Source organism: Novosphingobium pentaromativorans US6-1, from assembly GCF_000767465.1.
Taxonomy (GTDB): domain Bacteria; phylum Pseudomonadota; class Alphaproteobacteria; order Sphingomonadales; family Sphingomonadaceae; genus Novosphingobium; species Novosphingobium pentaromativorans.
The window spans coordinates 1,589,928-1,610,122 of the sequence record NZ_CP009291.1 but is presented as its reverse complement, the minus strand read 5'-3'; the positions used below and the strand labels follow the sequence as shown (position 1 = coordinate 1,610,122).

Below are 20,195 nucleotides of genomic sequence, written 5' to 3'. Positions count from 1 at the left end.
CCGGCCGCCAGGGCGGCTGAAACGAAGAGATTACAGGAAAACGCCATGGCGAAGCCCGCAACTGTCAAGATTCGGCTGGTTTCCACCGCCGACACCGGATTTTTCTACGTCACCAAGAAGAATCCCCGGAACACGACCGAGAAGATGAGCTTTCGCAAGTACGATCCCGTCGCGCGCAAGCACGTCGAGTTCAAGGAAGCCAAGATCAAGTAAGGTTCACGGTCGGTTCAAGGCTGTGGACCTAGGGACATAGCCATGAAACGAATTCGAATGACCTTTCGATCCTGTGTTGGCGCGGCCGCTTTGGCCGCGCTTGCCGTTCCAGCCCTCGCACCCGGCGAAGTGGCCGTTGCCGCCACCAAGGCGGAAAACGCCCAATTGAGCGAGGCGGTCGCGGCCTTGCGCGGTATTTCGACGCTGCGCGCGGATTTCGTCCAGACCGATCGCACTGGCCAGTCGGTAACCGGGACCCTGACGCTCAAGCGTCCGGGCCGGATCCGTTTCCAGTACGAAAAGAGCGTCAACATGCTGATCGTGAGCGACGGCAAGGCGCTCACGATGATCGACTATGACGTCAACCAGGTCCAGCGCTGGCCGATCAGCAACAGCCCGCTAGGCGCGCTGCTCGATCCCAATCGCGACGTGGCGAAGTTCGGCACGGTCAAGCCGACCGGCAATCCCAATGTGGTCAGCGTCGAGGTGCGCGACAGCAAGCACCCAGAGTACGGCGTGATCACCCTGATCTTCACCCGCAAGGCATCGGCCCCCGCCGGTCTGGAACTGTCCTACTGGGTCGCGCTCGATTCGCAGAACAAGCGCACGACCATCCAGCTCAAGAACCAGCGCTACGGGGTGCCGGTGACGGACAACGACTTCCGCTGGAACGATCCGCGTCGCCGCACTCGTCGATAGGAAACCTCGGTTCGTCGCTGGTTGTGTGGCGCCTGCGACAAACTGCGACACTTTCCTTAATTCTGTTCACTTGGCAGCAAGCCAATCGATCCTAAATTGGTCTTGTCAGAGCGGCTCGAGGCGGGTTTCCCCCCTGTTGCCCACGCCTCCGCAAGAGCGCTTCTGGCTTAGCGTGACGAACGCTTATGGAACCCTCGACCCCCTGCCCCCGGGTCGAGGGTTTTCCTTTGGAACTGCAGCGAGGATCGCAAGCGGCACTGGCAATTCGCCCGGAGCGCACCTAAAGCCCCTGACATGCTCAAGATTGCCACCTGGAACATCAATTCAGTCCGCCTTCGCATCGATCAGGTCGAGCGCTTCCTGACCGAACAGACGCCCGACGTCCTGTGCCTGCAGGAGATCAAGGTCGCCGAGCACCTCTTCCCGCACGAGATGTTCGAGCGGCTGGGCTATACGCACCGCGCGATCCACGGCCAGAAGGGCTACCACGGCGTCGCCACGGTCAGCCGCGTGCCGTTCGAGGAGTACAGCCGCCACGACTGGCAGGACAATGGCGAGGCCCGCCACGTCGGCGTGGAGTTGCAGGGGCAGGGCAAGGGCCTGATCCTCGAGAACGTCTATATTCCGGCAGGCGGTGACGTGGCTGACCGCGAGGTCAATCCCAAGTTCGGCCAGAAGCTGGACTTCCTCGCCCGCATGACCGCGTGGGCGGACAAGATCGACCGCCCGACGCTGATCGTGGGCGACTTCAACATCGCCCCGCTCGAATGCGATGTCTATGATCACAAGGCGCTGCTCAAGGTCGTCAGCCACACGCCGATCGAGGTGGAGACGCTTGGCCGCTTCCAGGATGCGCACGGCTGGGTCGACCTGGGGCGCAAGTTCATTCCTGCACCGGAGCGTAATTACTCCTGGTGGTCCTATCGCAGCTATTGGCGCAACAAGGACCAGGGCCGCCGTCTTGACCACATGTGGGCCTCGCCGGACCTTGCCGGGCAGGCCACGGCGCATCGTTTCGTCGAGGAAACGCGCAAGTGGGAACAGCCCAGCGACCACGTGCCGCTGATCACGGAGTTCGACCTCTGAGCGAGGCGAGCGCCTCGACCCCGGCGAGCGGGCCGCGCCGCGTTGCCCTGGCGCTCGATGCGTTGCGCCATGGCTGGCCGATCTGCGTGACGGGCGGCGCAGTGCTGCTGCCCGCCGAAACTGGCTTCGGCCCCGGCGTCGCCGCGCCGCGCATGCTGATCTCCGCGGCCAGGGCGGTCACGCTCAAGCTGGCGAACCAGCGCGAGGCGGCCGTGCCCGAGGCGCCGGTCTTGATCCGCGCGGCAGAGCCCTTCGATCTCGAGACGGCCCGTGCCGTCGCCGACCCGGCGCTTGACCTCGTCCATCCCATGAAGGGGCCCTTCGCGGCCGAGCACATCGACGACATGGAAGTGGCGCGCACGGCCATGGAACTCGCGCGTCTGGCCGGCATTCTTCCGGCTTTCCTCGTGGCGCCGGCGATGGACGGTGAAGTGCAGGACGTTTCGCCCGCCGACCTCGACGCGTGGAAGGATACCGCGCGCCTCGCCGTCGCCTCTCGTGCACATCTGCCTGTTGCGGCCTGCGAGGATGCAGAGATCGTGGCGTTCCGCTCCTATGACGACCTGCGCGAGCATGTCGCGCTGGTGATCGGCGAACAGGACGGGGACCGCGCCCCGCTCGTGCGGTTGCATTCCGAGTGCCTGACCGGTGACATCCTCGGCAGCCTAAAGTGCGATTGCGGCCCGCAACTGGACGCCGCGCTTCGCGCCATGGCCGACGAGGCGCGCGCTGGGGGCTGGGGTGTGCTGCTCTACATGCGTCAGGAAGGGCGCGGGATCGGCCTGATCAACAAGCTGCGGGCCTATCGCCTGCAGGACCAGGGTTTCGACACCGTCGATGCCAACAACCGCCTCGGCCTGCCCACTGAGGCACGGGACTTCCCGGTCGCCGCGCGCATGCTCGATCTGCTCGGCGTCCACGAGATCCGGCTGATGACGAACAATCCGGCCAAGGTCGAGGCGCTGGAGGCCGTGGGCGTGTCAGTGGCCGAACGCGTGCCGCACCAGCTTCCGCCCAATCCCCACAACGAACGATACCTCAAGACCAAGCGCGACCGTACCGGTCACATTCTCTGAAGGATCGGCCGCTCCCATAAAGGGCGGGGCGATTCAAGCGGGCGTCAGCGCGAGACCGGTTGGGAAGTGCTTGCGGCGATTGCGGCGGAGAGTCGCTTCGGCCCCTCGCTTCGGTAGCGTTCAAGGGCCGCGCGATTGCGCAGCATGATCCAGGGGACGTGGCGGGTATCATAGCGGTCGCGCATGTCCCGTGGGAAGAACGGCGGCATGTGATCGCCCACGATCAGGATGTCGGATTCGGGAAAATCCGGGCGCATCACTTCCTTGACGAGGGCATCGGCGAGCCTCTGTTGAAGCAGGTACTCGCGGCAGAGCATGGGGAACGACGTGTTCCACGCCGGGTCCGAAAGGCTGCAGTTCTCTGTATGCAGCGAGGGGTCTTCGGCTATGGGTAGGTGGGTGTTGAGCGTGACCCAGTAAACGAAGTTGCGCTTGCCGCGCGCTTTGCGAAGCCTGTCGCCGATAAGCGCGGGAATGTCGCTGTCGCATGCCCCTTCAAAGACCCCGCCGCAGGCGCCGACATTGCGTGCCAGCAAGTCGGATCTGAACAGGCGGTCCTCGAAGCCGAGCTTGGGATACCAGGCGTCGCGCTCGAAGAATTCACCGTAGAAGGCATGGATTGCGGTCGTATGGAATCCGGCCTTCACGAACTTCTTCGGGAGGCAAGCGGTCTTGTCGAAGTCGAATCGGTCGTAGTCGGACCAGACAGCACATAGTTCGCGCAGCGCGCCATTCGTGGTCGATCCGTAGTAGGCGGTCTTGCCTTGCGAGACCTGGTATTTGGCAGACCAGCGTTCACGTCCCCAGGCGCGCTCGAACAGGGCGCGGTCGTGTGCGTTGTTCGGGGCACCCAGCGACTCGACGAGAATGACGATCATGTTTCGGGCATGCACGCTTTGCGGCTCGATGCGATTTTGCAGGACAGCCGAATCGATGGGTGTGCCTTCTGGGGCATGCATTTTGTACGATCCGCGCGTTCCTGCGGTCGCAATCGAATCCATGTTGATCAGCAGGGCGACGGCAAGGATGGCCATTACGCGCTCTTCTTTCGACAGAAGCCGCGGCGTCCTGGGAGCGAAGCGCAGGGCCAGTAGCAGAGCGACGACGATGACGATGAAGGCCAGGACATACTCGGGCGAGCTCGCAAGATCGACTTCTGCCAGGAACTTCATCGACGACACCGCCTTGAACGGGGTCAGATTGAAGGTGGCGGTGACGTACATCATGATGCTCAAGGCGAAGCAGGCGACAATCCCGATCTGTCTGATCGCGGCGCTTTTGAACTGGCAGAACAGCAAAGCCAGGATGCCGCAGACAGCCATTGAGAATGCCGCGGAAGGACCGCCAATGGGCCACATCGCAATTGCGCCGATGTTGGGAAGGATGACCCACCAGAAGGCGAAGCTGGGAGAGAAATGCCTGAACATGTGAAACTGGAGAGCCCTTTGCCCCAGCAGCATGGCTGCCTGCGGGGTTGATCTGTGCAAGGGGGCCAGTCCCATTCTCGGCGAGGAGGTGGCAGTTAAAAGATCTAAATTTCATGTTTTTAATCGTGTGGTGGATGCGTCCTTCGGCTGGTCGCGCCGGGGTGGTGAGATCGGCGCCATCGCGGGTTGGCGGAAGATTACACCGAAGCGGCCTCCGCTTCGCAGGTAGTCGGTTGAGTGAGCCTGAGGGTCGGCCGGGACGCGGGGTTGGGGGCGGGGGGGGAGCCCCGCGTCCCGGCCTGCCGGATCAGTGCGGCATCAGCAGGAAAATCCCGCTGAAAACGGCGAGGATCGCCGCCGCGAAGGCTCCGGCCTTCCAGATGTCGCGCCGGGTAAAGCGGTCGATCTGGGATTCGCGAAAGGCTCGGTACTGCTCGGCAACGTCCGGGTTGCCGGCGATCAGGCCGAGGTCGAGCGGAGTGGCCCCGCGCTCGAACCAGGTCCTGAGTTCATCGAACTCGGGACCGGGCAGGTCTGGATAGCGCGCCAGCAGGCCGACGATGCGCGCGCGCTCGTCGGCGCGGATCGCGCCGGTGTCTTCGAATGACATGAAAAAGCATTCCTGAAATCGTTGGCGTCAGGCGCCATGCCGGCGCCGGTGCGGGCGAGTTCAGGCGGCGGGCGGTCCGCGCAGGTCAGGAAGCCTGGCAGGGTGCTGGCGTGGTGGTGGACCGCGGGCCTCGGGAAGTAGGCGCAGTCGCGATTCGGCAACCGCAATCGCCAAGGGGCGCAGCGCCGCGGCAGGTACGCTGCGTGTGACCGGCGGTGTCGGCAGTTCCTGTGTCGCTGCCGCTTCCGACTTGCGGGTCGTGACCAGCGCGACATCGAGCGTCGCGGCGCTGAAGGCCGAGCCCGGGACCCTTTCGAGCGGCGCGCGAATGGGTTCGGCCGCCTGCATGCCGATGGCGGCAAGCAGCAGCACCGCCCAGAGGCGCATGCGCAGAAAGAGATTCGAACCCGATGTCATGGCTATCGGCTAAGGCTCATGAGGCGCGCTGGCAACCCCGACGAAAGTCGGTCAGCGCCGCTCGTAACGCTTGAGGCCGGGCCCCAGGACATTCCCGCTCAACCGCAGGTTGTCTCCGGACCAGTCTGCCACGAAGGCGCTGCCTCGCTCGATTCCCGGGGCGAAGCGGGCATTGTTGCCCTCGATTTCCAGCCCTTCAGAACTGTGGTTGCGGTGTTCGGCGGCAACCGCGACGAAGGCGGAATAGTTTTCCTTGTCGCGGCCCTGCACGAACCAGTTGTCGGCGATCTTGCCGGTCGCGCCGTCGGGCAGGTCGATCATGTAGTTGGTGCCGCGCCCGCGCGAATCGTCGAAACTGCAATCGAGGATTGCAACGCGCTGGGCACGGCTCTTGGCGTAATGACCGCCGGCTCCCGCTTCGAATCGACTGCGGGTGACGATGAGCGCGCCGTAGTTGCCGACGTAGATCGAATGGGCGCATCCGCCGCCGCCCTCGCACGTGCCCAGACGCGTGAAGGTGGACTTGTCGATGACGATCGTTCCCTGCGGATTGTCGCTGGTCAGCAGGCCCTGCTCGCTGTCACGGAACCAGCTTTGCGTGACCGAGAGATTGCCGCCTTCGAGGCGGATGCCGGAGCCGTTCTTGTCCGCAACCCTGATATTGGCGAAGACCATGCCCTCGACGGAGGCGCTGCGCCCGCGCAGGACGAGCGCGGCCTTGTCTTCGCAGGCGACGCCTTCGAGGACGGACTGACCCGGCACTTTCGCCCTGTATGTGATCTCGCCCTGCGTCTGCACAGCGCAATCGGAAAAGCGCATGGAGGCGAAAAGGATGGTGCCCTTGCCGTTGCCGATCGCGTTCACTGCGTCCTGCAGGCGGGTGAAGCTGCGGCCGGTTTCGGCCACGGTATAGGGCGCCGTCTGTCCCAGCGTGGGGACTGCGGGCAGGGCCATGGCGGCAAGGGCGGAAGCAGCGGCGGCGAGTCGGGCGATTGTGCGCATGGCGTCTTGCTAGGCTGCGCCAGTTAAGATCGCGCAAACCCCTGAAAGCCGCGGCGCAAGGGGCGATGGCGCGGAATATCCTTCGCCAGCTATCCATGGTGCACCGAATTGCTGTTGAAAGTTGAGCGATTCGGTCTTATTAAGGGGTCTGCGGGCCGGGCCCCTCTGGCGCGGCGCAGGCTGATGTGGAAGGCAGTTTCCTCCACATCGCAGGCGCCACGTGATGTCGGACCGCATCGGGTGAAACCGATGCAGGATCCGGAACGCTGATTGAGGTCTCCCCAACGGTCCGGCTCTTCGGAACCTTGCATTGGCCCATCCGATCGAACCTACAACTTGTTCGATAGGGATATGACATGACCGAACGCATTTTCCGCCTGCTCGAGCGCCAACAGCGCCTCGATGTCCTGCTCCGTCTGGCGCAGGGGCGGCAGTTCGCCGATCCGCACGAAATTGCGCTGCTCAAGAGAATGAAGACGCGGATAAGGGACAGGCTCAGCCGGCATTTGCCCCCCATTGCCGAGCGAATGAGCCTGTAATCCCAGCGCCGGCGCGAAATCCCCCATTCACGCGCCGGCGCACCCTTTTTCTCCCGAAGACAGGCGCATTTTCATGGAATTTCTTTTTGCAAGCTGGCTGGGCACACCGGCCTGGTTCTGGCTGGCCTTCGTGGCCATCGTCCTGCTGCTGACCGCTTTCGATCTCGGCTTCCTGCATAAGGAGGACCGGGAAATGGGCATTGCCGAATCCCTCAAGTTGTCGATCTTCTACATCGCGATCGCCATGGTCTTCGGTGCCTGGGTCTGGTTCCAGAAGGGGCCGACCGCGGGCATGGAATACTATACCGGCTACTTCATCGAGAAGGCGCTCTCGATCGACAACGTCTTCGTCATTTCACTTGTCTTCGGCTTCTTCTCGATCGCGCCCAAGTACCAGTACCGCGCGCTCCTGTGGGGCATCCTGGCGGTCATCGTGCTGCGCGGACTGATGATCGCGGGCGGCGCGGCGATCCTCGCCTCGGCATACTGGGTCATGTACATCTTCGCCGCCTTCCTGGTGTTCACCGGCGTGAAGATGTTCTTCACCGGAGAGCATGAGCCGGACATCGGCAAGAACCGCGTGATCCGCTGGATTTCCACGCACATGCGCGTGACCAAGGAGCATCACGCGGAGCACTTCTTCGTGAAGGCGCCCGATGCGGCGGGCAAGGTGGCATGGGCGGCGACGCCGCTGTTCCTGGCCCTTGTGGTCATCAACCTCGCCGACCTCGTCTTCGCAGTGGACTCGGTGCCGGCGATCTTCTCGATCACGACCGACACCTTCATCGTCTACACCTCGAACATCATGGCGATTCTGGGCCTGCGCGCGCTCTACTTCGCGCTGGCAGCGATGGTGCACCGCTTCCATTACCTGCAATATGCGCTGGCGGCAGTGCTGGTGTTCATCGGCGGCAAGATCTTCGTGTCCGATTTTTTGATGGGCGGGGCCAAGTTCCCGCCGCTCATCAGCCTTGGCGTAACCGTGGCGCTGATAGCGGGCGGCGTGGTCTGGTCCTTGTGGAAGACGCGCGATGAGGAGCAGGCCGCCTAGAGCATTTTCTAGTCAGGTGGAATCACCTGACGACTCGGAAAATACGACAAATCAAAAACCTAGAGCGCGCGATCTGATGCAATCAAATCGGGAAGCGCTCTAGACGGGGCCTTCCAGTCCGGCGATGATCGCCGCGTGACGGCGGCGGATCTCGTCCACGTCCGGATCGGGAAGCATGGTTGCGGCGAGGTCGGCCAGTGCGCCGGCCTCGCGGACCAGCAGGCCGCGGCGGTGACTGCCCAGCACCTGCCCCGCAGCGGTTGCCAGGGCGTCCAGCGCAACGAGGGCGGTCAGGCGATTGCTGGCAATCGCCCCGCGCGCGGCCACGAAACCGCGCTGGAGGAAGTGCGCGAAGTCGTTCGTCGGCGGGAAAACCGGGCAATCCGGATCGCCCTCGTTCCATTTCTCCTTGTCGAGGCGCCGTCGTCCGATCTCGGCAGTGGCCGCGCCGAGCCAGTGAATCGCGGTGATCGCGGTGAAGGGATCGTTGATGCCGGGTGAAAGGGCCCGCAGGGCGATTTCCACCAGTTCGTCTATCGAGAACTCGAGGTCCTGCTCCGACGTGCGCGAGCCGCCGATGGCGAAGGCCTCGCGCACCGAGTGGGCCAGGTGATCGGGCAATTGTCGCTCGCCCGCCAGCACCAGCGGAACGCCGGGATAGACGAAGTCCCCGGGCCGCACCCTGAGGGCGAGCAGGAACTCGTGCTTACGGGCCAGTTCCACCAGCGTCGTGAACTCGATTAGGCGCACATAGCCGCTTTCGCTTGCCGGAACGGGGGTGCCTGCGGGCAGGGGGCGCACTGGCGGATCCTTGTCGCCGCTTTCCTGAAAGCGCCCGTCGATCTCGCGCAGAAGGCGCTCGCCGATGTTCTGCAGCACGGTGTTGATGCGGATGCTCGCAGGGATGTGGTGGAGGAAATAGACAAGCACCGCCACGGCAACGATCATCAGCGCAAAGGCGACGAGAAGCGAGAGCTGCGGCACGAAGCCGGCGCTCGACATCGCTTCGGCAGGAACTGCGCCGAGGGCGGCCTCGTCCTGCGAGCGCACGGCGCGCAGCACGGTGATCGCATAGACGAACGTGCCGATGAACGTGGCGAGGCTGAGCTGGTTGCCCTTGTCTTCCATGAAATTGGTCAGCAGGCGCGGGCCGTAGGTGCCGCTGGCATAGGCGACCGCCGCGATCGTGATGGAGAAGACGGTGGAGGCGACGCCGATCATCGAGCCGGACAGGACTGTCAGTATGTTGTTGGCGCCCTCGGGCCGCGCGGGGATGATCCAGTTGGTCTGGCTGAGCCAGCGGCTCGCCCCGATGCGGTCCAGATGCACGAGCACCAGCGCCAGCAGCAGCCCGCCGATCGCGAAAATGGCGGGGTAGAACCAGTAGCTTGCCCGGATCGACAGCCAGTTTGAGCGTAGCGTTGCAAGCATGGTGAAAATCCCTCCGCAGGCAATAGAGCGTGAACGCGCTGCCGGTTCCCGGCGCGGGTGCGTGGCCGGAGGCAATTTTTGTCATGTCCCGCGTTTTGGCATGTACGGCGGGGCATGTGCACCGCTAGGGCACGGCGATGGCCACTAGCGACATATCCTTCCGGGCAGAGCATCGCGCCGGTCACGACTGGACCGCGAGGCATGTGGCTGCGCTGCTGCTTGCCAATTGCGGCCTCGCCTTGGGGCCGTGGCTGGTCCGGCTGGCCGATACGGGGCCGGTCGCGGCAGGGTACTGGCGGCTGATGATCGCAATGCCCTTCGTGTTTCTGCTCAGCCTGCGTGAACCGGCCGTGCAGCGCCGGGTTGGCGGCATGGCCCTGTTGATCGTGCTGGGGGCGGGCGTAGCCTTTGCGCTGGACCTGGCCGCGTGGCATGTCGGCATCGTGAGGACCAAGCTGGGCAATGCCTCGCTGTTCGGCAACGGCGGCAGCGTGATTCTGATGGCCTGGGGCCTGATCGCGGCGCGGCGCCGTCCGCACCAGCTGGAACTGGCGGCGATCATTGCAGCGCTGACCGGGGCCGGACTGCTGATGGGCGGTTCGCTGGAGATCAGCCACGCTAACTTCGTGGGCGACCTGTTTTGCCTCCTCGCGGGTTTCTTCTATGCCGTCTACATCCTCATGCTCAATTCGGTGCGCGGGCGGCTGGGGCAATATTCGCTGCTGTTCAATTCGATGTTCGCCAGCGTGCCGCTGATGCTGCTGATTGCCTGGCTGCTGGGTGAGCAGATCGTGCCGGGCAACTGGACACCCCTGATTGCGCTGGCCTGCACCAGCCAGCTGATCGGGCAGGGCTTCCTCGTTTACTCGCTGCGCCACTTCCCGCCGCTGGTCATCGGCCTTGCGCTGCTGACCCAGCCCGCGATCTCGGCAACGATCGGATGGCTCGCCTTCGGGGAAGTGCTGACGCCGGTCGATTTGATCGGCATGGTCCTTCTCGCCGGGGCGCTTGCCATGGCCAAGGCGGGCGACCGCCCCCCAATTGCAAAGGTATGATCCCTTGGCGCGCCTGATCCTCTTCAACAAGCCGTTCGATGTCCTCTCGCAGTTCACCGACCTGCGTTCGCCCACGCCGCGCGCGACTTTGTCCGATTTCATCGATCTGCCCGGCGTCTATCCCGCAGGCCGGCTGGACCGCGACAGCGAAGGGCTGCTGCTGTTGACCGACGACGGCCGCCTGCAGGCGCGTATCGCCGACCCGAAGTTCAAGCTGGCCAAGACCTACCTCGTGCAGGTCGAGGGAGAGCCTGACGAGGCGAGTCTCGAACGCTTGCGCGGGGGCGTGGCGCTCAAGGACGGGATGACCCGGTCGGCGAAGGTCGAGCCGATCGATGCGCCCGACCTGTGGCCGCGCAATCCGCCGGTTCGGTTCCGCAAGACGGTTCCCGATCGCTGGCTGCGCCTGACGATTCGCGAAGGTCGCAATCGCCAGGTGCGGCGAATGACGGCGGCCGTAGGCCATCCGACCTTGCGCCTTGTGCGCTGGCAGGTCGGCGACTGGACGCTCGATGGCCTCGCTACGGGCCAGTGGCGTGAAGTAACTGTCTGAATTGACCTGAAGTACGGCTGTAGTTGAGAACTCATCGCAACTTTGAGTCTCATCAATAGCCTTTACCTGTTTATTCTCCTCTGTCCGAAGCGGGGACAGTTATCATTCCTGTCTGGCAATCAGCCCGCAAGTTGCTGTAATGCGTATGGAATGGGAAGGGATGTCAAAATTGAACTTGATCCCGCTTTCGTGATCAAGGCTGAGGAACTGGCGGTTCTCAACTATCTCAAGTCGAACCATCCGCGGCCGTTGCTCCTCGAATGGATCAATCGCGGAACAGACCAGAAGATGCAGCGCTCGAGTATCGAAATGCTGCTGCGCACGCTCACGCATCATGATGTGTCGCCGAGCGTGGCGCGCCTGCATCATTCATCGGGGCTGCGGGCGACTTTTGCATCGAGTCAGGATCGAGACGAATTCGCCCAGGCCTTCGCCAGTGCACGCGCGGAGATGGGCATGGCCAAGCGCCATCTCGTTGCAGCGCTGTTCGACCGCCGGCGCGATGCCGAGCGCGTCGTCGCCGATCTGCGGGATGCCGGGATCCCGGAAGATTCCATCTCGCTCCTTTGGCGGGCAGGTGATTTCGAAGATGCCGACCAGAGCAGGGTGGCCGGGCACACCAAACGCAGCGTCGCTGCCGCTGCTGCCGGCGGTGGCCTTGCCGGGGCGCTGCTGGGCGTCGCGGTCCTTACGATCCCGGGGATCGGTCTGGTTGCGGCTGCGGGTGCCATTGCCGCCAGTTCGTTGTCCTCGGTCGCTGCCGTCAGTGCGATCATCGGTGCAACCGGCGGCGCCATGGCCCGCATGCTGACCGACCAAGACGTCGACGGGCGCGAGGCGAACTACATCGAGCGCCAGATCCGGCAGGGCAAGGTCTTCGTTTCGGTCGATACGCGCATTGCCGAGGGACAGAAGGATCTCGCCCGCCAGATCATCCTGCGCAACGGCGGCAAGACTACCGGCTAACCGACATCGGCCCGGTCGCGCAGTTATCCACGCGTTCATGTGGGCGGAGATTCCATGCCGGGTGGACGCTGACCGGCAGCTTTGGCATGCGGGATGATCATGTGGCACATCTTCCAGTTTCCGCTCTGCCCCTTCAGCCGCAAGGTCAGGCTGCTCATGGCGGAAAAAGGCATTGCCTACGAACTGCAGTCGGCCCGCCCCTGGGAGAACGAAGACCGCCTCTTCGCAATGAACCCGGCCGGACGCACGCCCGTGATCAAGGAAACCGATCGCAACATCGTGCTCTGCGACAGCCGCGCCATCTGCGAGTATTTCGAGGAGACGGTCGACCGTAATCCGCTAATCAGCGGCACGGCCCAGCAGCGCGCCGAGATCCGCCGCCTGATCGCGATGTTCGATGAGAGCTTCTTCAACGACGTCTCCGGTCCGCTGTTGCATGAGCGGATGAAGAAGCGCCTCGTCCTGCGCCAGTCGCCTGACGCCAAGATGCTGCGCGAGGCCATGAAGCTGGCGCACGACTATCTCGATTACATCGATTTCCTGATCGACCACCGGCCCTGGCTCGCCGGCTCGACGATGACGCTGGCCGACCTGACCGCGGCCGCGCAGATCTCCGTTGCCGACTATCTCGGCGGTATCGACTGGTCGAGCCACGAGCAGTCGCGCGGCTGGTATCTCGTGATGAAGTCGCGTCCCAGCTTCCGTCCGCTGCTCAGCGAGCGCATGGAAGTCATCCAGCCGCCAAGTCACTACGCCGAAGTGGATGCCTGATTTTCTGGCCTGATGGCCAGTGCGGCGCAGGCATCCGCCCGCGCCTTGCGGCACCAGCCCACGCCCCCACCCGGCCTCCCATGGCAATATACTTTGTGGGAGGCCGGGTGGGGGCGTGGGCTGGTGCCGCTAGCCAGTCACGGATGTGACTGGCTTACTCGACAATTACGCCGCCGACTTGGCGCCGAAGCGGCCGTGCTTGCGGAACTGGGTGGCCCAGCGGTCCAGGAACAGGCCGAGCGGGCGCGGAGATACGCCGAGTTCGGCGATGCCGGGCAGGTCGCCGCTGGCGACGCTTCCAGCCTTGAGCAGCTTGAACTGGTCGCTGGTGATCGGCGCGCCCGGCAGCCAGCCGGTGGCAGAGGCGATCAGTTCGGACACCGAATCGGGCAGGGCGATGAAGCTGCGCGAGCGGCCTTCCGCCTTGGCGATGCGCTGGTTGAGTTCCAGCATGGTGATGACCTCGGGGCCGCCGATCTCGTAAGTCTTGCCGCCGTGCGCGCCGGGGTTGCCCAGGGCATTGGCGATGGCTTCGGCCGCATCGTCCACGAACAGCGGCTGCAGCTTCGCTTCGGGTCCGAACACGGGCAGGGCCGGGAAGGCGCCGATCAGGCGACCGAACATCATCACGAAGTTGTCGTCCGGGCCGAACAGCAGCGAGGGGCGCAGGATCGTCGCGCCGGGGAACTCCGCGCGGACCGCTTCTTCGCCTTCCGCCTTGGTGCGGGCATAGTCGACATCTGAATCGGCATTCCCGCCGATGGCCGAGATGTGCACGAACGCCGATGCGCCGGCGGCCTTGGCCGCAGCGGCGATCGCGCCTGCGCCCTTGCCCTGCAGCGCGTCCAGGTTGCCGGAGAAAGCGCCCACGAGATTCACCACTGCATCCGACCCCGCCAGCGCGGCTGCCAGCGAATCGGGCCTGGTTACATCGACCCGGGCGAACTGCACCTGCCCGAGGTTGCCCAGAGGCTTGATCGCATAGGCTTTCTGCGGATTGCGGCTCGCAATGCGCAGGCGCGCGCCGCGGCTCAGCAGTTCCTGGGCGAGGTGACGGCCGACAAATCCGCTGCCTCCAAGGACAGTCACGATCTTACCGGCAAGAGAATTGGTGGGGCGTTGGCTCATGGTCAGGTTTTTCGTCCTTCGAATGCCGCGCGGGGAATTGGGAGGACCCGCGTCGCTACGCATGATTTTTGCCATTGGCATAAGCCCCCCGCCGGGGCAACCGGCCAAACGCTCTTGTTCGCCCAGCCGATCCGGCAGGAAGTGAAAAACAAATGACATTTGTGGAGCAAAGGGCGTTGACAAGCTCCCGGCCAGCCCGTAGTGGCGCGCTCCTACCTAGCGGGGATCGCAACGCGGCACCCCGCCCGTGCCCAGATGGCGGAATTGGTAGACGCACCGTCTTCAGGTGGCGGCGCTCGCAAGGGCGTGGAGGTTCGAGTCCTCTTCTGGGCACCATTTGTTCTTCTCACGTTCTCCCAAATAATCTATAAAACCCGCAGAAATCCTAGGGATTTGGCCCTTGGATCGTTCCGGATCGTCCCGCCTGTTCTCGGGGGTTCCAGACACTTTTGTGGGCCTTTTGAGGCCGTTTCGCAAAGGCCCAGATGAAAAGGCCCCCACATGCCGCTGACAGATACTCGCCTCCGCGCTCTCAAGCCCAAGGATAAGCCGTACAAGGTAACCGATGAGCGCGGCCTATATGTTGAGGTCACGCCGACCGGCGGCAAACTTTGGCGATTCCGATACCGGATCGGCGGCGCGCAAAAGAAGCTCTGCATCGGCAGCTATCCCGACATCAGCCTCAAGCAAGCGCGAGACGCAGCCTATGAAGCACGACGAGCTGTTGCTTCTGGCGGCGACCCGGCTTTTGAGAAGCGGAAGCGGAAGATCCGCGCGGAGTTCCTTTCTGCACAGACGTTCGAGGCAGTCGCACGTGAGTATATTGAACAGATGATGGTCCAGAATGGCCGCGCCGATGGCACGATCGTCAAGGCCAATTATTTCCTCGACAAGCTTGCGCCTGCCATCGGGAACAGACCCATCGACGAGATCGAGCCATTCGAAGTCCTGGCTCCTCTCAAACGACTGGAAGCCACTGGTAAGCACGAGACTGCGAAGAAATGCCGCTCGTTCGCAGGCCGCGTGTTTCGCTACGGTGTCGCTACCACCCGCTGCAAATCCGATCCGACCAGTATGCTGAGGGGCGCTCTCGTAACGCCGAGAGCCACGCATTATGCAGCTATCCTCGAGCCCACCGAGCTAGGCGGGCTGCTGCGCGCAATCGACGACTTCACTGGCTACATGGTGACCAAGTTTGCTTTGCAGATCGCGCCGCATGTGTTCGTACGCCCCGGCGAACTCCGCCACGCCGAATGGCATGAGATCGACCTGGTCAATGGGGTCTGGAAGATCCCTGCCGGTAAAATGAAAGCGCGCCGAGCGCATGCCGTCCCGCTGTCCAAGCAAGTTAGAGGCTATCTCACAGACCTGGCCGAGATGCTCGGCCGCGAAGGATATGTCTTCCCGTCTGCGCGCAGCTCCAAGCGTCCCATGAGTGAAAACACGCTCAATGCCGCATTTCGTCGCATGGGATATTCGAAGGAAGAAGTCACCGCGCATGGACTCCGGGCGACAGCATCGACGTTCCTGAACGAGTCGGGCCTTTGGAATCCCGATGCGATCGAGCGTGCCCTGGCACATGGCGACAGCAATGTTGTGCGTGGCATCTACCATCGCGGCAAGCATTGGGACGAGCGCGTGCGAATGGCTCAATGGTGGAGCGACTACCTCGATGAGCTGCGGACAGGAGGAAAGGTCATCATGGGGAAGTTTGCGAAGGGTTAATCGGGAGATCGAATTTCTTCTCAGCCAATGCAGGATTGAAGGCTCAGGATCAGCCCTATCAGGGACACTGACGCCAGCACGGCGAACTCAATTCTGATGCCCCAGATTCGAAGCCAATTCCGCATCGTGCCGACCCTCAGTTCGTAGAGCATTGGCAGCTAAGTTGATCGAAGCGCTCAGCAACAGTCTTCCACGTTGCTATGCCTGCCTCGTCCCCTTCGTTGGATAGCCGCTGGATTTGCTGCGCGATATACGCGGTTCCCTCTTCGCCATGGTTCTTTTCGACCCAGAGCGCGACGGCCCACAATTCCTGATCGCGGTTCAGCACCATGGTTCACGTCTCCCGGTCCAGGTTCGCGCCAGGCCTTCGCTGACCAGCTGATCGCCAAGCGAGCGGCCGCCGCGCGTTACAACCCGCAATTTGCGACCGTACTGATCCTCGTCTCTGCTCCCGATAGTCCTCAGTTCAAAGGGCCCGCCATTCAGCAATTCGACAAGTCGGTGCGTCGCGCGCATGCCGAGCTGGTATTCATAGTCGCAACGAGGCTCGCTGATCTCGGGAGTGTCGATGTCGGCAATCCGGATCTTCACGCCATCAAGCCAGAAAGTATCTCCATCCACGACGCATGTGCGCCGGATGGAGCCGCAGATGTCGAATTGTGGGGAGCTTGCTTGCTGGAATAAAGCCTGAGGCTGCTGATCGTCGTTAGCAAGGCTGGCATCATGGACTGGCCAGTTGAGTGCCAGCACCCCTCCAGCAAATACGATCGCGAATGCTCCCAAACCCAATGCGATCTCCTTTCTCAGCTTCCGGCGCTTTTGTGCCTTCAACGCCTTGCGAAAGTCGAACGGCTCACCGGGGGTCTCACTCACTGGCGTTGTCCGTCTTCATTCCGGCACATGATTTCAGACAATAGCCGGAAATCAGGTAGTTTCGTCAATTGTACGTACCAATTGTTTGCCAACGTCCCAACACAGACCGAACATATTGCGGCGTTTCACCATTGTTGGGAATGCCGCGTGATCGGGAGACGGCACCTGGGCCAGCATTGTAAGCAGCCAAGGCCAGGTGGACTGCGTCGAACCGGTCCAACATATCGCGAAGGTACCTGGCGCCACCGTCGATCGATGCAAGAGGGTCATGACGGTTCCGGACGCCCAGTTCTTTCGCCGTGGCCGGCATAAGCTGAGCCAGCCCGGCAGCACCGGCTGGACTAACAGCCATCGGATTGAAGCGGGACTCAGCCCAGATAAGAGCACGAAGCAGGTTGGTCGGAAGCCCGTAACGGCGTTCAGCCTCGGCTATCGCCGCCATATACAAGCCTTCCCGGTAGGATACGTTTGCTGGCTCGGCCTGGTAGATTGCAGGAAGATATTCCCTTGCCGGCTGCTGGTCCGTCTTCGGCGGAACGATCGCGTGCTCGAACAAGGTGAAATCCTGGGCGCGAACTTGCTGTGAGGAGGTCGCAATCATCCCCAGACAGGCGACCGCTAGCGCGGTCAGACAATTGAGGCAGTTCATCTCGACTTGTGCTCCATTGATTCGAATCGAAAGAGAACATAAAAAGAACATGTGCCTGTAGGAAAGCCGCGAATGCCTGCCTTTGGGAGAGGAGAGGAACGCTGATGAGGGGGTCACTTTGCATGCTGAGGAGCTCGCATGTCCCTATCTGTCCAAACTCATCCCAACCGGTCGCTTACCGAGACCGCCCGTCGCATTTGCGAATCGCGAGGGGGCAAATGGTCCGGCACAAAGGGCATGGCCTGTTGCCCCGCGCATGTTGACCGCACGCCGTCACTCGGTGTGTCGCTCGGCCGACAAGCTATCCTCTTCCACTGTTTCGCGGGATGCGATCAGCAGAGCGTGTTGTCTGCATTGGCGCGTGAAGGTTTCGAGGCACCGGCGCTTTTTTCAGGTTCTGCGACCAGCAACGAACCCGAATCGACCAGCACCCGCAAACCCTCGGCGGCAGCGCTGAGGATCTGGCGCGATGCACAGCCACTGCGTGCCAGTCCGGCAAAGGAATATCTTGAAAGCCGCGGCATCCTCGCCGCATCTCCGGCGCTCCGCTTCCATCCACGAACGCCGCTTGGCCCAAAAGGACGGACCCGCTTTTTGCCCGCCATGATCGCGGCAGTCAGCCTCGACGAGGGCCCGATCGCCATCCACCGCACGTTCCTGTCTGCCGAGGCTTCAGGCAAGGCCGCTTTCGAAAAGCCGAAACGCGCGCTTGGCGCGCTCGGCGAAGCTGCTGCCCGCCTTTTCGCTCCGGTTTCCGGCAAGCTCGGCCTTGCCGAGGGGATCGAGAGCGCGATGTCGGCCTATGCTCTCACCGGCATTCCCGTCTGGGCGACCCTGGGCAATGAGCGCTTCGGCCTCGTCAGCGTGCCCGAGAGCGTGACCGAGCTTCACCTCTTCGTCGATCACGATGCGGGCGGCGAGCTGGCTGCCTCGCGTGGCCTGGCCGCTTACGCCCGCGATGGACGGACGATCCACATTCGCAAGCCGTCCTCACGCGACACCGACTGGAACGATGAACTTAAAGCATGGCTGCGCCGCAAAGCGGCGCGGTAGAGGAGAGAGAGCTTCTCGAATTCCTGATCCGGCAGAGGGCCTGTCCCGATGCCTTCATCAGGAGGACGAATTGCCATGTTTCAATCAGACCTGTTTCCAGCTGGCGAGCAGTTGTTGTCAGTCCCATTGGCTTGCGCCATTGGCACCCGAGTTGCCGAGCTTCTCGCTTCGGGACGTCACCTTACCCGTGCCGAAATCGCCGGCCTGTTCGCCGAGGAAACCGGCGTCATGGACTGGGGAAGCGCCTGGACTATCGACGACTACAACAACGCGGTCGAGATCGGCGCACTGCTCTGGCTGCGAGAGTCCTCACGCATCGATCTGGCGACGAACGTACACGAAGCCGAAGCGCGGTTCGACTGGCTCAAAGCAGCCTTGCCGCCGCGGCACGTGCGCAGCGAAGCACAGGTCGAGTTCCAGCAGTTCTCTACCCCGCCAATGCTGGCCTGGCTGATGGCGAAGGCCGCAGCTGTCTGCGTGCAAGACACACTCCTCGAACCATCAGCCGGCAATGGTGCGCTTGCCCTATGGGGCAGCGTCTGGAAGGCCTCGCTGCTCCTCAACGAGATAGATCCGGCAAGACGAGGCAGCCTGGTCCACATCTTCCCCGCGGCCACGATCACTGCGCACGACGGGGAACTGATCGCCGACTTGCATCGCGGCCCGGTTCCATCGGTCGTGCTAACGAACCCGCCATTCGCTCAGAGCCATGAACGCGGCAAGGACGGCGAGACCGCTATGCGTCACCTGCGCGGTGCGATGCGAGCGGCTGCGAATGGGGCGAGGATCGTCGCGATCATGCCCGACGGTTTTGATGCTTCCAAGTTCGCCAAAGCGCAGGACGAAGCGTCGCTCCTGCTCAATGTCCGCTTGGAGCAGATGTTTCGCCGGACAGGGACGGGGATTGCCGTTCGCCTGGTCGTGATCGACAAGGTATCGACTGCGCCCTCGTCGGCGATCACCGGAGATACCTGCGACCTGATCGCGATCCACGAGCTGCTCAACGCGCTTCCGCCACGCGTACAGATCTCCGCCAACATCCATCGCCTGCCAGTCGGCAAGCCAGTCTGCCTCGTTGGCAAGACGTCAGCACATCGCGCGCCGGTCCGGCCGGTGGCGCCGTTCGCCGCGACACCAGCAGCCACAGCAAATGCGATCGACCTCACCTATTCGATCTTGGCCGACCCCGCGCCGGTGCCTGAACAGGCAGGCATCTACCTGCCTTACCGCCCCAGCCGCATCGTGTTCGAGGACGCGCCGATCCATCCCACTCCGCTCGTCGAATCGGTCGCCATGGGCTCGGTCGCGGCGCCCCAGCCGGATGTTGTACCGCGTCTTCCCGCTTGTTGGCAGGCCGACGGCCTTCTGTCCGAAGCGCAATGCGAGACGCTGGTCTACGCTGCCCAGGCATTCGCACGCGATCTTCCGGGTCAATTCAAGGTCAGCCAAGAAGGCACCTCGCTCGAATTGTCCAGGGATGGGCACGCCTACCGCCAAGGCTTCTTCCTTGGCGACGGAACCGGAGCGGGCAAGGGACGGCAGATCGCCGCGGTCATCATGGACCGCTGGCTCGCAGGCGAACGCCGGCATGTCTGGATCACCAAAAACGAGGCGCTGCTGGAAGATGCGCGACGCGACTGGGAAGCGCTTGGCGGTCTACCGCTCGATCTCCAGCCGCTCTCACGCTGGAAACTCGGCCACCCCGTAACGATGCCCGAAGGCATCCTCTTCGTCACCTATCCGACGCTGCGCTCGGGCCGCGCCGAGGATACGCGGCTTGACCAGATCCTTGCCTGGGCCGGCGAGGATTACGACGGCGTGATCGCGTTCGACGAAGCCCACGCGATGGCCAATGCGCTTGGGGGCTCCTC

General features: G+C 63.1%; 22 protein-coding genes, 1 tRNA gene and 1 pseudogene. 14 read left to right on the top strand and 10 right to left on the bottom strand.

Features of this window, described 5'->3' with window-relative positions; translation table 11 throughout:
- The first annotated feature begins 45 nt into the window (after positions 1–45).
- The 4 genes from rpmG to ribA all read left to right on the top strand — a co-directional run bounded on the left by rpmG (position 46) and on the right by ribA (position 3,074).
- Positions 46–213, top strand: coding sequence for a 50S ribosomal protein L33 (rpmG, locus tag JI59_RS07410; protein ID WP_013832249.1), 168 nt, complete (start codon positions 46–48; stop codon positions 211–213).
- Positions 214–255: 42 nt separating this feature from the next.
- Positions 256–912: a LolA family protein gene (locus tag JI59_RS07405; RefSeq protein ID WP_038575749.1), complete on the top strand. Its 657-nt coding sequence runs from the start codon at positions 256–258 to the stop codon at positions 910–912.
- A gap of 294 nt (positions 913–1,206) precedes the next feature.
- Complete coding sequence (xth, locus tag JI59_RS07400; RefSeq protein ID WP_007013398.1) at positions 1,207–1,998, top strand: exodeoxyribonuclease III; 792 nt, start codon at positions 1,207–1,209, stop codon at positions 1,996–1,998.
- Positions 1,995–3,074, top strand: coding sequence for a GTP cyclohydrolase II (gene ribA, locus JI59_RS07395; protein WP_038577229.1), 1,080 nt, complete (start codon positions 1,995–1,997; stop codon positions 3,072–3,074). Before xth ends, ribA begins: the two co-directional genes overlap by 4 nt.
- Positions 3,075–3,118: 44 nt before the next feature.
- Here ribA and JI59_RS07390 read toward each other — a convergent pair whose 3' ends face one another.
- Positions 3,119–4,300 carry a sulfatase-like hydrolase/transferase gene (locus tag JI59_RS07390; RefSeq protein WP_203226089.1) on the bottom strand — a complete coding sequence of 394 codons (1,182 nt, stop codon included), beginning with the start codon at positions 4,298–4,300 and terminating at the stop codon, positions 3,119–3,121.
- Between JI59_RS07390 and JI59_RS27350 the strand changes: the two genes are divergently transcribed.
- Complete coding sequence (locus tag JI59_RS27350) at positions 4,299–4,505, top strand: hypothetical protein (protein ID WP_203226088.1); 207 nt, start codon at positions 4,299–4,301, stop codon at positions 4,503–4,505. The two genes, JI59_RS07390 and JI59_RS27350, sit on opposite strands and share 2 nt — an antisense overlap.
- A gap of 303 nt (positions 4,506–4,808) precedes the next feature.
- Here JI59_RS27350 and JI59_RS07385 read toward each other — a convergent pair whose 3' ends face one another.
- The 4 genes from JI59_RS07385 to JI59_RS27075 form a co-directional block, all read right to left on the bottom strand.
- The gene (locus tag JI59_RS07385) at positions 4,809–5,111 is read right to left on the bottom strand and encodes a hypothetical protein (protein ID WP_007013401.1); all 303 of its coding nucleotides are present in this window, start codon (positions 5,109–5,111) and stop codon (positions 4,809–4,811) included.
- A 60-nt stretch (positions 5,112–5,171) separates the two neighbouring features.
- Positions 5,172–5,528 carry a hypothetical protein gene (locus JI59_RS07380; protein WP_007013402.1) on the bottom strand — a complete coding sequence of 119 codons (357 nt, stop codon included), beginning with the start codon at positions 5,526–5,528 and terminating at the stop codon, positions 5,172–5,174.
- A 51-nt stretch (positions 5,529–5,579) separates the two neighbouring features.
- On the bottom strand, positions 5,580–6,530 hold the full coding sequence (locus tag JI59_RS07375) for a hypothetical protein (RefSeq protein ID WP_007013403.1): 951 nt from the start codon (positions 6,528–6,530) through the stop codon (positions 5,580–5,582).
- A 329-nt stretch (positions 6,531–6,859) separates the two neighbouring features.
- Complete coding sequence (locus tag JI59_RS27075; RefSeq protein ID WP_153811638.1) at positions 6,860–7,096, bottom strand: hypothetical protein; 237 nt, start codon at positions 7,094–7,096, stop codon at positions 6,860–6,862.
- Between the two features lie 46 nt (positions 7,097–7,142).
- Here JI59_RS27075 and JI59_RS07370 point away from each other — a divergent pair, with 46 nt between their 5' ends.
- Entirely contained in the window at positions 7,143–8,120 is a 978-nt protein-coding gene (locus JI59_RS07370) for a TerC family protein (RefSeq protein ID WP_007013405.1), read from the top strand.
- A 99-nt stretch (positions 8,121–8,219) separates the two neighbouring features.
- On the opposite strand, the gene JI59_RS07365 is transcribed toward JI59_RS07370, so the two are convergent.
- Positions 8,220–9,551 (bottom strand): DUF2254 domain-containing protein, encoded by a 1,332-nt coding sequence (locus tag JI59_RS07365; RefSeq protein ID WP_007013406.1) that lies wholly within the window; start codon positions 9,549–9,551, stop codon positions 8,220–8,222.
- Between the two features lie 137 nt (positions 9,552–9,688).
- On the opposite strand from JI59_RS07365, the gene JI59_RS07360 reads away from it, so the two are divergent.
- From JI59_RS07360 to JI59_RS07345, 4 genes are all read left to right on the top strand, one after another.
- Positions 9,689–10,606, top strand: coding sequence for a DMT family transporter (locus tag JI59_RS07360; RefSeq protein WP_007013407.1), 918 nt, complete (start codon positions 9,689–9,691; stop codon positions 10,604–10,606).
- Positions 10,607–10,610: 4 nt separating this feature from the next.
- Positions 10,611–11,159: a pseudouridine synthase gene (locus tag JI59_RS07355; protein WP_007013408.1), complete on the top strand. Its 549-nt coding sequence runs from the start codon at positions 10,611–10,613 to the stop codon at positions 11,157–11,159.
- A gap of 189 nt (positions 11,160–11,348) precedes the next feature.
- Positions 11,349–12,125, top strand: coding sequence for a hypothetical protein (locus tag JI59_RS07350; RefSeq protein WP_148274948.1), 777 nt, complete (start codon positions 11,349–11,351; stop codon positions 12,123–12,125).
- 99 nt (positions 12,126–12,224) lie between these two features.
- On the top strand, positions 12,225–12,896 hold the full coding sequence (locus JI59_RS07345; protein ID WP_013832260.1) for a glutathione S-transferase family protein: 672 nt from the start codon (positions 12,225–12,227) through the stop codon (positions 12,894–12,896).
- Between the two features lie 165 nt (positions 12,897–13,061).
- On the opposite strand, the gene JI59_RS07340 is transcribed toward JI59_RS07345, so the two are convergent.
- Positions 13,062–14,024: a complex I NDUFA9 subunit family protein gene (locus JI59_RS07340; protein ID WP_174888133.1), complete on the bottom strand. Its 963-nt coding sequence runs from the start codon at positions 14,022–14,024 to the stop codon at positions 13,062–13,064.
- Positions 14,025–14,273: 249 nt separating this feature from the next.
- Here JI59_RS07340 and JI59_RS07335 point away from each other — a divergent pair.
- Positions 14,274–14,360, top strand: a tRNA-Leu gene (locus JI59_RS07335).
- Positions 14,361–14,525: 165 nt separating this feature from the next.
- Positions 14,526–15,749: a tyrosine-type recombinase/integrase gene (locus tag JI59_RS07330; protein WP_007013412.1), complete on the top strand. Its 1,224-nt coding sequence runs from the start codon at positions 14,526–14,528 to the stop codon at positions 15,747–15,749.
- A gap of 136 nt (positions 15,750–15,885) precedes the next feature.
- Here JI59_RS07330 and JI59_RS07325 read toward each other — a convergent pair whose 3' ends face one another.
- From JI59_RS07325 to JI59_RS07315, 3 genes are all read right to left on the bottom strand, one after another.
- Positions 15,886–16,080, bottom strand: coding sequence for a DUF6961 family protein (locus JI59_RS07325; protein ID WP_007013413.1), 195 nt, complete (start codon positions 16,078–16,080; stop codon positions 15,886–15,888).
- Positions 16,071–16,622, bottom strand: a complete 552-nt coding sequence (locus JI59_RS27345; RefSeq protein ID WP_174888134.1) for a thermonuclease family protein — start codon at positions 16,620–16,622, stop codon at positions 16,071–16,073. Before JI59_RS27345 ends, JI59_RS07325 begins: the two co-directional genes overlap by 10 nt.
- Positions 16,623–16,686: 64 nt before the next feature.
- The gene (locus JI59_RS07315; protein ID WP_038575745.1) at positions 16,687–17,271 is read right to left on the bottom strand and encodes a lytic transglycosylase domain-containing protein; all 585 of its coding nucleotides are present in this window, start codon (positions 17,269–17,271) and stop codon (positions 16,687–16,689) included.
- Positions 17,272–17,613: 342 nt separating this feature from the next.
- Between JI59_RS07315 and JI59_RS26135 the strand changes: the two genes are divergently transcribed.
- Complete coding sequence (locus JI59_RS26135) at positions 17,614–18,324, top strand: DUF7146 domain-containing protein (protein WP_007013416.1); 711 nt, start codon at positions 17,614–17,616, stop codon at positions 18,322–18,324.
- 48 nt (positions 18,325–18,372) lie between these two features.
- Positions 18,373–20,193: pseudogene (locus tag JI59_RS07305) on the top strand (strawberry notch-like NTP hydrolase domain-containing protein); the annotation flags it as partial.
- Positions 20,194–20,195 lie beyond the last annotated feature (2 nt).

Coding starts and splice junctions, on each gene's coding strand:
- rpmG (WP_013832249.1), top strand. CDS start 46: ATGGCGAAGCCCGCAACTGTCAAGATTCGGCTGGTTTCCACCGCCGAC.
- JI59_RS07405 (WP_038575749.1), top strand. CDS start 256: ATGAAACGAATTCGAATGACCTTTCGATCCTGTGTTGGCGCGGCCGCT.
- xth (WP_007013398.1), top strand. CDS start 1,207: ATGCTCAAGATTGCCACCTGGAACATCAATTCAGTCCGCCTTCGCATC.
- JI59_RS27350 (WP_203226088.1), top strand. CDS start 4,299: ATGATGCTCAAGGCGAAGCAGGCGACAATCCCGATCTGTCTGATCGCG.
- JI59_RS07390 (WP_203226089.1), bottom strand. CDS start 4,300: ATGATGTACGTCACCGCCACCTTCAATCTGACCCCGTTCAAGGCGGTG.
- JI59_RS07385 (WP_007013401.1), bottom strand. CDS start 5,111: ATGTCATTCGAAGACACCGGCGCGATCCGCGCCGACGAGCGCGCGCGC.
- JI59_RS07380 (WP_007013402.1), bottom strand. CDS start 5,528: ATGACATCGGGTTCGAATCTCTTTCTGCGCATGCGCCTCTGGGCGGTG.
- JI59_RS07375 (WP_007013403.1), bottom strand. CDS start 6,530: ATGCGCACAATCGCCCGACTCGCCGCCGCTGCTTCCGCCCTTGCCGCC.
- JI59_RS27075 (WP_153811638.1), bottom strand. CDS start 7,096: ATGGGGGATTTCGCGCCGGCGCTGGGATTACAGGCTCATTCGCTCGGC.
- JI59_RS07370 (WP_007013405.1), top strand. CDS start 7,143: ATGGAATTTCTTTTTGCAAGCTGGCTGGGCACACCGGCCTGGTTCTGG.
- JI59_RS07365 (WP_007013406.1), bottom strand. CDS start 9,551: ATGCTTGCAACGCTACGCTCAAACTGGCTGTCGATCCGGGCAAGCTAC.
- JI59_RS07360 (WP_007013407.1), top strand. CDS start 9,689: ATGGCCACTAGCGACATATCCTTCCGGGCAGAGCATCGCGCCGGTCAC.
- JI59_RS07345 (WP_013832260.1), top strand. CDS start 12,225: ATGTGGCACATCTTCCAGTTTCCGCTCTGCCCCTTCAGCCGCAAGGTC.
- JI59_RS07340 (WP_174888133.1), bottom strand. CDS start 14,024: ATGAGCCAACGCCCCACCAATTCTCTTGCCGGTAAGATCGTGACTGTC.
- JI59_RS07330 (WP_007013412.1), top strand. CDS start 14,526: ATGCCGCTGACAGATACTCGCCTCCGCGCTCTCAAGCCCAAGGATAAG.
- JI59_RS07325 (WP_007013413.1), bottom strand. CDS start 16,080: ATGGTGCTGAACCGCGATCAGGAATTGTGGGCCGTCGCGCTCTGGGTC.
- JI59_RS07315 (WP_038575745.1), bottom strand. CDS start 17,271: ATGAACTGCCTCAATTGTCTGACCGCGCTAGCGGTCGCCTGTCTGGGG.